Annotated in this window: 12 protein-coding genes; 6 read left to right on the top strand and 6 right to left on the bottom strand. The window is 43.8% G+C overall.

Translation table 11 applies throughout. From position 1 onward, the window contains the following. Positions 1-3: 3 nt before the first annotated feature. The 3 genes from cyoB to CTT31_RS06610 all read right to left on the bottom strand — a co-directional run bounded on the left by cyoB (position 4) and on the right by CTT31_RS06610 (position 3643). A complete protein-coding gene (gene cyoB / locus CTT31_RS06620) occupies positions 4-1986 on the bottom strand; it encodes a cytochrome o ubiquinol oxidase subunit I (RefSeq protein WP_045989093.1) in 1983 nt (660 codons plus the stop codon). A 2-nt stretch (positions 1987-1988) separates the two neighbouring features. After that, on the bottom strand, positions 1989-2849 hold the full coding sequence (cyoA, locus tag CTT31_RS06615; RefSeq protein WP_370649642.1) for a ubiquinol oxidase subunit II: 861 nt from the start codon (positions 2847-2849) through the stop codon (positions 1989-1991). Positions 2850-3211: 362 nt separating this feature from the next. Continuing rightward, positions 3212-3643, bottom strand: a complete 432-nt coding sequence (locus CTT31_RS06610; protein ID WP_069019791.1) for a hypothetical protein — start codon at positions 3641-3643, stop codon at positions 3212-3214. A 392-nt stretch (positions 3644-4035) separates the two neighbouring features. Here CTT31_RS06610 and CTT31_RS06605 point away from each other — a divergent pair, with 392 nt between their 5' ends. Then, on the top strand, positions 4036-5670 hold the full coding sequence (locus tag CTT31_RS06605; RefSeq protein WP_260492224.1) for a methyl-accepting chemotaxis protein: 1635 nt from the start codon (positions 4036-4038) through the stop codon (positions 5668-5670). 320 nt (positions 5671-5990) lie between these two features. Here CTT31_RS06605 and CTT31_RS06600 read toward each other — a convergent pair whose 3' ends face one another. After that, positions 5991-6446, bottom strand: a complete 456-nt coding sequence (locus tag CTT31_RS06600) for a flavodoxin family protein (protein ID WP_138583305.1) — start codon at positions 6444-6446, stop codon at positions 5991-5993. An 81-nt stretch (positions 6447-6527) separates the two neighbouring features. Here CTT31_RS06600 and soxR point away from each other — a divergent pair, with 81 nt between their 5' ends. Beyond that, entirely contained in the window at positions 6528-7034 is a 507-nt protein-coding gene (gene soxR, locus CTT31_RS06595; RefSeq protein WP_260492223.1) for a redox-sensitive transcriptional activator SoxR, read from the top strand. 13 nt (positions 7035-7047) lie between these two features. After that, positions 7048-8832, top strand: coding sequence for a DUF885 domain-containing protein (locus CTT31_RS06590; protein ID WP_260492222.1), 1785 nt, complete (start codon positions 7048-7050; stop codon positions 8830-8832). A gap of 138 nt (positions 8833-8970) precedes the next feature. Here CTT31_RS06590 and CTT31_RS06585 read toward each other — a convergent pair whose 3' ends face one another. Further along, positions 8971-11130: a S46 family peptidase gene (locus tag CTT31_RS06585; protein WP_211859603.1), complete on the bottom strand. Its 2160-nt coding sequence runs from the start codon at positions 11128-11130 to the stop codon at positions 8971-8973. Between the two features lie 275 nt (positions 11131-11405). On the opposite strand from CTT31_RS06585, the gene CTT31_RS06580 reads away from it, so the two are divergent. From CTT31_RS06580 to CTT31_RS06570, 3 genes are read left to right on the top strand one after another with little or no spacing between them, the layout of a single operon-like run. Further along, the gene (locus CTT31_RS06580) at positions 11406-12068 is read left to right on the top strand and encodes a CDP-alcohol phosphatidyltransferase family protein (protein ID WP_239358437.1); all 663 of its coding nucleotides are present in this window, start codon (positions 11406-11408) and stop codon (positions 12066-12068) included. Further along, positions 12061-12993, top strand: a complete 933-nt coding sequence (locus CTT31_RS06575; protein ID WP_099031333.1) for a phosphatidate cytidylyltransferase — start codon at positions 12061-12063, stop codon at positions 12991-12993. Before CTT31_RS06580 ends, CTT31_RS06575 begins: the two co-directional genes overlap by 8 nt. Before the next feature lie 3 nt (positions 12994-12996). After that, positions 12997-13647, top strand: a complete 651-nt coding sequence (locus tag CTT31_RS06570) for a lysophospholipid acyltransferase family protein (RefSeq protein ID WP_260492221.1) — start codon at positions 12997-12999, stop codon at positions 13645-13647. Between the two features lie 98 nt (positions 13648-13745). On the opposite strand, the gene CTT31_RS06565 is transcribed toward CTT31_RS06570, so the two are convergent. After that, complete coding sequence (locus tag CTT31_RS06565) at positions 13746-14273, bottom strand: hypothetical protein (protein ID WP_260492220.1); 528 nt, start codon at positions 14271-14273, stop codon at positions 13746-13748. Positions 14274-14338: the final 65 nt, after the last annotated feature.

Raw genomic sequence — 14338 nt, 5'->3', positions numbered from 1 at the left:
GAATTAACCCTCCTGTAATGCGCGAGAAAGGTGGGCAGACTCAATCTGCTCAATCTCGTCAACCTGAACATAATAATCAACGTCGCTGGTGTAACAACGCTTAATAAATACCGCGATAGCACTGACAAAACCCACCGCCGCTAACCACCAAATATGCCAAATCATGGCAAAGCAAAACACGGTCAATGACGCGCTGATAAGCACTCCAGCCGGGGTATTTTTTGGCATGTGAATAGGCTGATAATGTGCAGGCTTTTGATATGCCTGTCCCTGCTCTTTCATTTCTGTCCAAGCGTCAATATCGTCAACCACAGGGGTTTTCGCGAAATTGTAGTACTGCGGAGGAGAGTCCGTTGACCATTCTAGCGTATGCCCATTCCACGGATCGCCTGTGGTGTCTTGCAATTGCTCGCGGTTTTTGTAACTCACCACTAGCTGTACCACTTGGAAAACTATCCCAAACATAATGATAAAGGCACCAATACACGCGATGTATAGCCAAATGTTCCACTCTGGCGTGTTGGTATGATTAAGACGACGTGTCATGCCCAAGAAGCCGAGCACATAAAGCGGCATAAAGGCCACAAAGAAGCCAACCAGCCAGCACCAAAATGAGGCTTTACCCCAACGCTCATCAAGCTTGTAACCCATAACTTTAGGGAACCAGTAAGCAAAACCCGCCAGATAACCAAACACTGCCCCACCGATAATGGTGTTATGGAAATGTGCAATTAGGAAAAGACTGTTGTGCAGCACATAGTCCGCGCCAGGAATCGCAAGCAGTACGCCAGTCATCCCACCAACGGTAAAGGTCACCATAAACCCTAACGTCCAAAGGACCGGCACCGTGATCCGCAAACGACCGCGATACATGGTAAATAACCAGTTAAAGAGTTTTACTCCCGTCGGGACCGCAATGACCATCGTCATGACCCCAAAGAAAGCATTAACATTGGCGCTTGAACCCATAGTAAAGAAGTGATGTAGCCAAACAATAAAGCCCAAAATAGAAATCGCACCGCTGGCATACACCATCGACTTATAGCCAAACAGGCGTTTACCTGTAAAGGTTGAAATAATTTCTGAGAAAATCCCAAACGCAGGTAAGATCAAAATATAAACTTCAGGGTGACCCCATGCCCAGAACAGATTGATATACATCATGGCATTACCACCGGCTTCATTGGTGAAGAAGTGGAAATCCATATAACGGTCAAGCGTTAGCATCGCGAGCACCGCAGTAAGAATTGGGAAAGACGCCGCAACTAGGATATTTGCCCAAGTACAAGTCCAAGTAAAAATAGGCATTTTCATTAGCGTCATGCCAGGTGCACGCATCTTAAATACGGTTACCAAGAAATTCACGGCAGTGAGCAATGTCCCAAGCCCGGATATTTGCAGTGCCCAAATATAGTAATCCACCCCGACGCCGGGACTAAACGACAACTCCGACAATGGCGGATACGCAACCCAACCGGTTTTTGCAAACTCACCAAATGCCAAGGATAAATTGATCAGAATTGCCCCGCCCGCCGTCAGCCAAAAACTGAGATTATTCAAAAACGGAAAAGCAACATCTCTAGCACCAATTTGCAGTGGCAAGATGATATTCATCAAACCAATCATAAATGGCATCGCCATAAAGATGATCATGATCACCCCGTGTGCAGTGAAGATCTGGTCATAGTGCTCAGGAGGTAAGTAACCGGCAGCGCCGCTTGTGGCCATCGCCAACTGTGTACGCATCATGATGGCGTCGGCAAAACCACGCATTAACATAATTAATGCCAAGATAATGTACATCACGCCTAGGCGTTTATGATCGATTGAAGTAATCCAATCGTGCCACAGCACGCCCCATTTTTTGTGTTTTGTGACCATTGCAGCCACAATTAGACCAACAATCGCCACCACAGCTAACGTCACCATAATGATGGGTTCGTGATAAGGGATTGCCTCGATGGATAATTTACCAAACAACGACATAATTACTCCTCAGCCTTGCCGTAATGTGGATGCGCAGCATGCTCTGGTTTGGCGTAATAACTCATTTCGCCATGGCCCTGCATGTACTTCATAACTATGGTGTGGAATAAGCCCTGCTCTACCGAGCCAAAATATTCAACGGGGTGATATTCCGAAGGCTCAGCCAGTTGCGTGTAACGACCTGCGGTTAAGGCTTCGCCGTTTGCTTTGACATCGGCAACCCAGTTATCAAAACTTGCTTTGTCTTTGGTCGCAATGGCATCGAACTTCATACCCGTAAAGCCCGCTCCGCTGTAGTTAGCAGAAAAGCCTTTGAACGTCCCCGGCTCGTTGGCAATCAGGTGAAGCTGCGTTTCCATCCCTGCCATCGAGTAGATTTGGCTACCAAGCTGTGGAATGAAAAAAGAGTTCATGGTGCTTTCGGAAGTGATTTTATACTCCACTGGTACATTCGCTGGAAATACCAGCTCATTCACTGTAGCAATGCCTTGCTCAGGATAGATAAATAACCACTTCCAGTTGAGCGATACCACCTGAACAGTGAGGTGTTCACCTTTACCTTCCAACGGCTTATACGGATCAAGTGATTGTGTAGAGCGCCAAGTGATCACCCCAAGTACAATAATAATCACAATCGGAATGGTCCAAACCACGGCTTCTATTTTGTTAGAGTGAGCCCATTTAGGTGCATAAATCTCGTGGTCACGACCGTCTCGGTACTTCCACGCAAAATATAAGGTAAGAATAATAACTGGTACTACAACGAGTAACATCAGTACAGTGGCAATGATGATCAAGGACTTCTCATCCATGCCAATTTGCCCCTTGGGATCTAAAATGCCACCACTACAGCCGGTGAGCATAAGCCCCAATGAAGCGAACGCATAATTCACAACACTACGTTTATTCAATTGATTACCCTTCAACGATAAGCTGCGGCTTATTTATCAAGCGCGCTGAGTATCTATTTGTGCAAGCTATGCTGCACAAGTTCGAATTGCACTGTATCCATCAGGGAAAATGTATTAGTGAAGGGAAAAGCTCCTTTGATACCAGTCACTAACCATTTACCAAATAATCGATACAGTAAACGGACAATCACATTTACTAAGCTTACAATTCGCCCTAAAAGGACGGTAAGTAGCCGATTAATGTAATTGAAACTGAATTGCTGACTGCAGATCCAAATCGCGTAAATCAAACGCACTGGACTCAAATATTGCGATTACGCAAACAGACAGCGGTACCCAAAAGGAGGAGCACGACAACCATGTGCGCTAGGCACCGGTTGAGGTTGAATAGCCTCAGTAGAGGCGAATGCCGTTTTACGCAGGACAACGCCAGCGCGTGTAGGCAAAATAGTATGGAAAACTAACCAATAAAGACCTATCAATAATTGTAATGACAAGATAGGCTGAGCCCAAAACTCTCCAAGCATCACCAAAACAGAGTCAGGTAGTGAATTATCTGCAAAAAGTGCTTCTAATTCAGCTACATCACCTAGCATGCCAGTGAATAATAATGCCGTGTTAAACATCATCAATGCGCTTAGCACACTGAAAATACGACCGAATAACTGCGCACGCGTGATCGTACAACCTTGATAGGTTGTGTCGTCAGTAGTAGCAGTATGTCGAACATAGCTTAACAGTGGCACAGATTATCCTGATGTTTTTATCTTGATAGAATTGATTAGTTCAGAACTTTCAGTCTAAACTGAAAATTCGCAGCGAGTATAACAAAGTCGCTATTCGATTCAAGAGATATCTGCAATGATCTATATCAAATTTTCTTGATCTATCCCTAAACTCCATCCTTCCCTAAGACAAAACCCTTACACTTACTTATTAACAATAGTTCTCATTCACAATCATTTACAAAACGTAAATATTAACATTTTTATTAACTATCAATTAGATAGCCGTCTGCACGGCTTAACGCCTTATTCATCTCTTGTTCATGCTATTTATTTTTGGTTCGTTCTAAGTATGATCCACGCCAACTAACATCGCTGTCATTTTAACTAATTCTTTGTTACTAGAGGAACTCATGAAGCAGCTGAATAAACTCCTAGGTTTGATGAAAGTGCCCAATAAACTCAGACTCAGTCTGCTTTTGTCTGTCGTGATCATTGCCCTTGTGCAACTCTCATCAGCACTCGTTTTACGAGACAGCTTAACGCAAGAAAGACGTATTAATGCAAAAAACCTAATGAAAACCACAGTTGCACAACTTAATATGGTTGCCACCGAGACCTCACTCTCCCCACAACAAAGACAAGAAAAAATAAAAAAACTCATTGATGCCGCACGCTATGGTGATGCTGGCTACTTCTTCTTATTTGACTTACACGGAAATATGGTAACGCATCCCATTAAGCCACTACTCAATGGCACCTCAATGACTCACCATCATGAACGCTTTATTCGCGAGGCATTCAGCCAGTTCGTCGTCATTGCTAATCAAAATCAACAAGGCTTTGCCCGATATGAATGGCCAAAACCGGGGACAAAGGAGCTTGAGGGCAAGCTTTCTTATATTGTTAACTTAGGGCACTATAACTGGGCAATTGGGACAGGTATTTACCTTCAAGACGTTGAAGAACAGTTTTATGACCGACTCATGTTGATGACTGCTGAAACGCTCGGCTATGCGATATTACTTATTTTCCTCTCGAGCTTGATCAGCAAAAATATTACCAAGCCACTGGATAAGCTCACCCGCACTATGGGACTCATTTCAGCGCAAAAAGACCTCACCATTGCACTGAAAAGCCACGGTAAAGACGAGCTTGCCCAAATGGCTATCGCATTTAATAAAATGAACTCGCATTTTCGTGATGTACTGCATGATATCAACGAAAACACCCATTCTTTGGCTTCCCAAGCAGAGGAGTTATCCTGTATTACCGAGCAGATCCAAGCTGGTATTGGACAACAAAATAGTGAAACAGAATCAGTGCAAAACCGCATGCAATCGCTTAATCAAGTGGCACAAGCTGTCAATAATGAGTCAAAGCGTGCGCTTGATAAAGTGACAGAGACAACCACACTGACGACCCAAGGGCTGACGCATGTAGACGAAAATGTGGCAGTCATAGCGCATGCCTCTCGTAGCGTCGACTCAGCGCAACAAGCTGTGCTCGAACTACAACGCTCATCAACCGAGATTGGTGCAGTACTTGATGTCATTAAAAAAGTGGCAGATCAAACTAATTTATTAGCATTGAATGCGGCCATCGAAGCTGCGAGAGCAGGAGAACAAGGTCGCGGTTTTGCCGTGGTGGCCGATGAGGTAAGAACACTAGCTCAGCGTACGCAACAATCTACCGATGATATTCAAGCGATCATTGATAAACTGCACAATGGCGTCGCCACAACCGTTGAAGAAATGGAGAGCTGCCGTGCAGCATCCGAGCAAAGCCTCAAAGTGAGCCAAGAATGTAAGCACGCACTAGAGCAAATCAACCTCTCCATCGCAACCGTGCATGATATTAACGTTAATATCGCCACCTGGAGTGAAAAGCAATCCGAAGATCTTATTGACATGACTGACAACATCAGTGGTATCGCAACAGTGGCAAACCAAACCGCCCTTGGCGCTGAACACACCAAAGCGTCGAGCCAGCAATTAAGCGAAATGTCACAACGACTCTCACAAATGGTAAATGAATTTAAGGTGTGACCTTGCACCTGTTTGCAGACGCGGAAGTGCGTACTTCCGCTGAGAAATGTTGGGTAGCAAGGGGTTTTAGCGCGCCAGTCACAAAGTGCTCGGCGGGTAAACCACCGTTATATCAGACTGGTTTTACTCCAGAAAAGGAGCTGCTTCATGCAGCGATCTGTAAAAACCCTCCCCCTCCTCTAAATAAACACCAGTCACAAACTGCTCGGCGGGTAAACCACGTTATATCAGACTGGTTTTACTCCAGAGTAGGAGCTGCTTTACGCAGCGATCTTTAAAAGCCATCGTCACACAACCCCACCCAACAAAATCCACAGCGATTAATCAGCATAAGGATAATGGACGTGACGCTGCTCTTGTAATTTCATACCCAAATATTCAAAGGTCCCCACCAGCATCTCAGTAAATGGTGCCGGTGCTTTTTCTTGGCATGAGGTCGACAAGATAGAAAACTGCTTTTCACGTAGCGTTCTAAGCTCAGGCTTTAACGCTTCTATGTCCATAAAGTCGGTTATTCTGTCGATAAATGCCTTCATTCTTGGTGTCACTGCATACCAATAAACGGGGGATGCAAAAATGATGTGCTCAAAACCAAGTACCCATCTAAAAAGGTTAACAAAGTCATCATCACTGTGAGAGTGTTTGTAGCAATACTCACCAATTTTATAACGGTCTAAATAGATGAGCTCAGCTCTTTTTTCTGCTGCTAGTGCCTTTGCAGATTGGTAGGTATTTCCATTGGGGTTTGAGCTTGAGTAAATAACGACTGTTTTCATAATCTTCAATTCCAGTTGCACTAATAATAAATTGGGTGCTACCTTAAAACCTCACCTTAAGTTAAGGTAAAGTACTAATTTATGGAAACTGAAAAATTATTAAGAGACGAGCCGAACCTCAGCGTCGGTAAGGTTGCCCAAAGAGCTGACGTAGCGGTGTCTGCACTGCATTTCTATGAGAACAAAGGGCTTATTCGCAGTTGGCGTAATAACGGTAATCAACGCCGTTATAAAAAGGATGTGTTGCGTCGAATTGCCATTATTAAAGCTGGCCAAAAAATGGGGATAACCCTAGGGGAGATAAAAGAAACCCTTGATACCCTACCCGATTCAAGAACACCAACCAAAGCGGACTGGGCCAAACTTTCTACAGCCTGGCAAGCAAAGCTGGACGAAAAAATCGCTTACATGCAGCGCTTAAGAGACTATGTCGATGGTTGCATTGGCTGTGGCTGTTTGTCGATGAAATCATGCCCTATCTACAACCCCGATGACATCGTTGCCAAAGAGGCTAACGGTGCAGTGTGGTTGGATGAGCCAGACAAAGCAAATAAAGCAAAATCTTGTTATGATAGCGAAAACCATTAAATAGGACACAATAATGAAAAAGACTGCCTTGTGCATGGCGCTAGCCATGGCAATGGGCCTGACTGGCTGCTCACTTTCTCCTTCGTCTGTCGAGACGACGCCTTCAGCTTCACAGCAAACAGTAGCAACAAATGCACAATTCGCTGACTTTTCTCAGCAATTTATCAATGACTTATGGAAACAGTACCCAGAAGCGTCGCTCTGGGCAGGCTTTGGCAAGTACGACGATATTATCACGGTACCAACCCAAGCGACTCGTGATGCAAGTGTTGCCTTCTCTCAGGCGCAACTGGCTAAGTTACAACAGTTCGACCTTGCTAACTTAAGCAATAGTCAAAAAATCGATTATCACTTAATTGAAAATCGCTTAAAACGCGATATCTGGCATATTGAAACCTTCAAAAGCTGGCAGTGGAATCCGTCAAACTACAATGTTTCTTATGGCTTTGCGACGATACTCAACAGCCGCTTTAAAACGGGTGACGAAAAGCTCAAGCTCGTTTTAGCACGTCTTCAATATGTGCCAGCGTATTATGAAGCAGCACAAAACAATATTAACAATCCAACGCTTGAATATACTCAGCTTGCGATTGCACAAAACCAAGGCGCATTTAGTGTATTAAACGACGAGTTGCTTGATAAACTCGCGACTTCATTATTAACAGCCGAGGAAAAAGCCCTATTCAAGCAGCGCTTCGCTGCCGCGAAATCTGCCATCAATGGATATGTATCTTACCTTAGCAACCTTGAAAAAGAGTTAAGCGAAAACGGTAATGCGCGCTCATTTAGAATTGGTGAGAAGCTGTACGAAGAAAAATTTGCCTTTGATATTCAGTCTGGCTACACCGCCAAGCAAATGTATGAAAAGGCAATGGCTGACAAAGCCCGTGTTACTAATGAAATGGTTAAGATTGTTGATCAACTCTGGCCAAAGTATTTTGCTGACAAGCCACGCCCAAAATCTGACATTGATGCGATTGCCACGCTTATCAAGCACCTTTCGGTCAAACACGTAAAGCGTGAAAACTTTGTGAGCGAAATCAAGGCGCAAATTCCAGAGCTTGAAAAGTTTGTGATGGAAAAGGATCTCATCACGCTAGACCCTGAAAAGCCGCTAGTTGTTCGCGAAACGCCTGAATATATGCGCGGCTTTGCTGGCGCTTCAATCAGTGCTCCGGGCCCATACGACAAAAAGGAGAACACCTATTATAACGTGTCTCCGCTGGACTCAATGAGCGACGAGCAAGCTGAATCGTATCTACGTGAATACAACCATTGGATCCTGCAGATCCTAAATATTCATGAAGCCGTGCCAGGCCATTACACTCAGTTGGTTTACTCTAACGAATCTCCGTCTTTGGTGAAGAGTATCTTAAGCAATGGCGCGATGATTGAAGGATGGGCAGTATACACTGAGCGCATGATGCTAGAAGAAGGCTATGGTAACTTTGAGCCTGAAATGTGGTTAATGTACTACAAGTGGAATCTACGTGTGATCTGTAACACTATCCTAGATTACGGTATCCAAGTAAAAGGAATAAGCAAAGAAGAAGGCTTAGATCTGTTGATGAATGGGGCTTTCCAAGAGCGTGCAGAAGCCGAAGGTAAATGGCGCCGTGCAACCTTGAGCCAAGTACAATTAACCAGCTATTACTCTGGTTATCGCGAAATTTACGACTTCCGTGAAACACAAAAGCAAAAGCTTGGAAAGGAATTTGATTTAAAAGCATTCCATGAAGAATTCTTAAGCTTTGGTAGTGCTCCGGTGAAATATATCCGCCAGTTAATGACGAAGTAACACAATAATGCCAGCTTTATGGCCGGCATTGTTTTTCGAAAAATTGATATCTCCCGTAGGTCGGCCTTTAGGCCGACTAACGTTTAAACCCAAAGTCTACCCTTTAAACGTTGGGGGATTGTCGACCTAAAGGTCGACCTACTTTACTATCTTCATTTCATCTAACAGGTTTTGCGCATTATCAACCTTATCCATTACCCATAACATGTAACGCGAATCAACATGGATTGAGCGGTTTAGGTTTTTATCGTAATCCCAGTCACCAATAATGCTTTCATATACACCATCAAAGAGTAAACCCACTAACTCCGCTTTCCCATTTAAGGTTGGCGAGCCCGAGTTACCACCTGTGGTATCCACGTTAGAAAGGAAATTCACCGGTACGGTATTCATGCCCCCTGTATATTGACCATATACTTTTTCGCGGATCAACTGCTGTTGCTTTTTCGGCGCGTTAAATGGTTCTACATCGGTATTTTTAGCCAGTAACCCTTCAAGCGAGGTAAATGGCGTTGCCACCAAGCCATCTTGCGGTGAATAGCCACCTACCGTACCGTAAGTGACACGGAGTGTGCTGTTAGCATCTGCGTAAACTGGCTTATTTTGCGACTTGTTGTAAGCAATAATGGCTTCCATCAAAGCAGGACGAGCAGATTGCTGCTTACCAGCCAGTTCTTTTTCTTCATCTTCGATTTGCTTCATCACTGCAAAAATCGCTTTTGCATATTGAATGAATGGATCAGAGCTTTGATTTAACTGTTCAAGTTCTAAATCTAACATCCAAAGACGGGCTTTTTCATCAGCAAGCTTAGAGTTGGCATACATCTCATCTAGCAGCGCTTGGTGCTTTGCTTTATTGAAGCCGTTTTCAAGTTGAAGCTGCTTATCGATTTCAGCTAAACGCGCTTCTTTTGGCAAGGCTGCATAAAGCTCCATGAAGTAAAGCATAATCGCTTTATCAACTGTTTCATCATAGCGGCGCGTCATACGCTGAAGCCCCGCTTTGATTTTTGGCATATCACGTTCTTGATAACCACTCTCACGCTCAGCATCAGGCTTTTGTTTTTCAACCGCCAAGCGGTAAAGTTGACGCGCTACAGACATCATTTGCGAACGGTGGATATAGCCAACCATCATATCACGCTCATAATGGGCTTGGGATTGAGCAACCAACTCGCTCAATTCATTTAGCACAGCGCCATACTTTGCTTTACGGTCTGCATCGGCATTGATCCAAGTGCTCAGATCGCGCTCAAATTGCTGCTTACGGCTGTACATACTGCCTTTTTTGAAGCTCTCAATCATAGAGCCAAAGTTTTTGATGTAGTTGTTGTAACCTGCGATGGTGCTTTCATAGGCGATACGAGCTTGAGAACCTTCTGGTGCATTTTCTTCAATCAGTGCCACATACTTAGAGTTATGTTTACGTACCATGGGGTAAACCGTGTTAAACACATAATCTACTTCAGAAGCAATACGATAACGGTTGGTACGACCCGGATAACCCGTCACCATTACAAAGTCGCCCTCTTGCACGCCTTTTGCACTCACACTCAAAAATGACTCAGGGTTATAAGGTACGTTATCTTTAGAAAACTCAGCGGGTTTACCATCTTTACCCACATATGCACGGTAAAAAGCAAAATCGCCAGTGTGACGAGGCCACATCCAGTTATCTATATCGCCACCATATTTGCCCACGCCCATCGCTGGTGTATATGCCAAACGGACGTCTTTTATCTCTAGCGATTTAATGAGGTAATATTCCAATCCACCATGAAAGGTGTATACATTACAGCGATAGCTTTCATCTTGCTCGCACTCGGCAACAAGTTGCTTGCGCTTACTGTCAATGGCATCAAAACGTGCTTTACCGGTCAGTGAGTCCGTCCCAGCATTAACTTTATCCGTTACGTTCGACACTTCTTTAGTCACATAAACGCGTGAGCCCGGTGCCGCCGGCAAGTCTTCACTTGGCTGTTTTGCTAAAAAGCCATTCTCAAGAATATTGTTATCTGTTGTTGAATTGTATTGAATAGAGCCGTATGCACAGTGATGGTTTGTCACCACCAGACCTTTAGGAGAGACAAATGACGCCGTACAACCACCTAGGCTAATCACCGCATTCATCGGGAACTCAGTGAGTTTTGAAATTGACTTAGCATCTATCTCTAGCCCTTTAGACTTTAAAATAGATTCAAGTTCAGGTAGCTGATGTGGTTGCCACATACCTTCATCGGCAGCAACGTACTGAGAAAAGGCCAACACCATGGCCGCGGAGATAGCTTTAATACGCATATTCCAATCCTAAATGTTATATTATTTTAATTGCGGTCAGTAATGTGACCCAAGATAGCGCCAAATAGCAATTTATTTCGGTGGAATTTAATAAACCAATGTAAATACTCTTCCTCAGACTCTCCACTTTACATCGTCTCAAGTGCTAAAGGTAACCCCCTCTCAGGGTATCTTGTTGGCCTGCCATAGATCATTTATACTGGCTCGAAACAAAGGCAAAGATCATCCATTCTTCAAAAGAGTTGAAGAATACGTATTCTAAGGAAAAGGAAATCATGGAAGACAAATCAAGTCGGCGTCCACTCAAGGTACGCTCAAGCACATATGCTCAGCGCGTTGCCAAATGGCTTAGCAATAAAAATATCACTCCTAACACTATTTCATTACTCAGCGTGCTATTTGCAGCCTGCTCAGCAATCTGTCTTGTGTTGTTACCACTGTCTTCTGGACCACTCATTTGGCTTTTGCCTCTGCTTGCTGCCACATGTATTCAATTTCGCTTATTGTGTAATTTGTTCGATGGCATGGTCGCTATGGAAGGTGGGAAAAGTACCGCATCTGGTGAACTTTTTAACGATATGCCAGACAGGTTTGCCGATGCTTTTGTCATTGTTGCTGTGGGCTATGGACTCCCCCAGTTTAGTTACGCAGTCGATATTGCTTGGTGTGCTGCAATACTTGCGATTATGACCGCTTACGTCAGAACCTTGGCAACGAGTACAGGAGCACCTGCCAATTTTTGTGGACCTATGGCAAAACAACATCGGATGGCTTTACTTACATTTGCATGTATTTTTACAGCGATAGAGCCTCTATTCTGGCAACAAGGGGCTGTGTTATACACGTCACTACTTATCATTAGCGTCGGTTCATTCATCACGGTATGTAAGCGAGCTATCCTTGCCTACCAATATCTTGAGGACAAACACGATGTTTAATGTCCCTGATCATTCTTTGTATGCCATGGCGTTGGTGGGACTCATTTTAATCACCGCAACGCTTGCCTATATAGTTATTAGCCGAATACAACGAGATACGGATCATCAAGAATTAAAACTCAGGATCCAATCTTGGTGGTGGATAATTGGCGCTTTTTTTGTCGTACTAGCCTCCAACACACATTTCGCACTTGCTTTTATTGGCTTTTTAAGTTTTCTCGCATTAAAAGAGTTTTTGTCCATAGTGCCGGGACGGCAAACCGATAGGCGCGCTATTTTTTGGCTATATTTGAGTATCCCACTGCAATACTATTGGGTTGCAACTCAGTGGTATGGCATGTTTATTATCTTTATTCCTGTTTATATCTTTCTATTTATCCCTATTAGAATGGTGCTCATCGGTGATACAAAAGGATTCATAAAGTCAGCTGGGATCCTTAACTGGGCCGTCATGTTGTGTGTTTTCTCTATTAGTCATCTTGGCTACTTGTTAGTTTTGCCGGTCAAAAACAGTGAGGCGGGTGCCATTGGTCTGGTATTGTATTTACTGTTTACGACTCAATTTAACGACGTTTGCCAATATGTTTGGGGAAAGCTACTCGGCAAACATAAAATCATCCCAAAAGTGAGCCCCAACAAAACATGGCAAGGTTTTATTGGTGGCGTATTTACTACTGCCACATTATCTTGTTTTGTAGCACCAGCACTTACCCCACTATCGACTTTGCAAGGCGCAGGCGCTGGGATCCTCATAGCCGTTACTGGCTTTTTTGGTGATTTAGTTATTTCAAGTGTGAAGCGCGATTTACAAATTAAAGATACAGGGGTCATGATCCCCGGTCATGGTGGTATTTTAGATAGGATGGACAGCCTACTTTACACTTCACCACTATTCTTCCATTACCTATACTATTTGCATTATTAGACTATGTTTGCACGTATTGTAAAAATACTTTTCTTTGGATTGATAATAAAACCGGTCGTGTTAATCGCGCTTGGGCTCAACGTTGTTAATCGCAATAAGTTACCAACGCATGGGCCTGCGATCCTCGCGCCAAACCACAACAGCCATTTGGATACCATGGTGTTAATGAGTTTGTTTCCGTTAAGGATGATACATAAAGTTCGACCCGTAGCCGCTGCCGACTATTTTCTCGCCAATAGAATTATCGCTTGGTTTGCACTCCATGTCATTGGTATCATTCCCTTAAATCGAAAACAAGTGACACGCAAAGCACAGCTATTTGAGCAATGTCATGAAGCGTTAAAAAAGAATGAAATCTTAATTTTTTTTCCTGAAGGTTCTCGTGGCGAACCTGAAAAAATGGCGCAGTTAAAGAAAGGTATTTTTCATCTCATTCGTGATTATAAGCCGGTGCTCGTTTACCCCGTTATGATGCATGGACTTGGCCGCTCCTTACCCAAAGGAGAAGCCCTATTTGTACCATTTAATTGCGATGTCATCGTCGGCGAACCGCTTTCCTGCACAAGCCACGCAAGCAAACTAGTACAGGAAATAGAACGACAATTTAACTTGATGCGACCACTTTGCTTAACATACCGGGCGGACGAAGAGTGATAAACTTCCCTCTCACAAGCGAAACGCCCAAAAAACGGTTCGTTACCGTGATCTCCTACCTTACTATCATATGCTTAAACAGCGGGAATTTGCTTCAGCTAATTAAACATCTCATCCGTTAATTCAAAGGGTTCCCAAGTCGCTTGCGCTGAACCAATTTCTTCTAAAATGCGTCCTTCCACGCCATCAAACGGTGCATTAGAAATCCACATTTTTACTTCACCCTTTTCACCAAAACCGAAGATAATATAGGGCTCAACATCGGTTTCTGTTTCGCCTGTGTAATGGGTAATGCTAGGTAAATTACCCGCGATTTTGTACGCCTTGTCACGCTGTACAGTTAACGCTGCACAATAGTGTTTTCCCTGCTTATAATCCCACCACTGCGCTTTTACTTTATATGGGATTTCGGCTCCCCAAAATGTCCCACTTCCTACGGCATTTCCCCAACCACCGCCTATCGCTCCTGCAGGTGGAGAAAATTTATCATCAAACACTATTTTGACCATCAAGTCACTATTTTCATAAGCTGAAATACCTATATCCAACTGTGCTAGCTCGGTATGTGAAGAGCAACTGCAAAGCAGTATTAATGCCAGTAAAACGGTAGAGAGCTTATTGAACATCCTTTTCTCCATGTCGAACATCCCTAGTCTCATTTGTTTTTTATATTAACTTTGGATTGTGGGCG

The organism is Pseudoalteromonas maricaloris (assembly GCF_024746855.1).
Taxonomy (GTDB): domain Bacteria; phylum Pseudomonadota; class Gammaproteobacteria; order Enterobacterales; family Alteromonadaceae; genus Pseudoalteromonas; species Pseudoalteromonas maricaloris.
The sequence above is the reverse complement of the archived record's forward strand: the minus strand, read 5'-3'. Positions and strand labels throughout refer to the sequence as shown.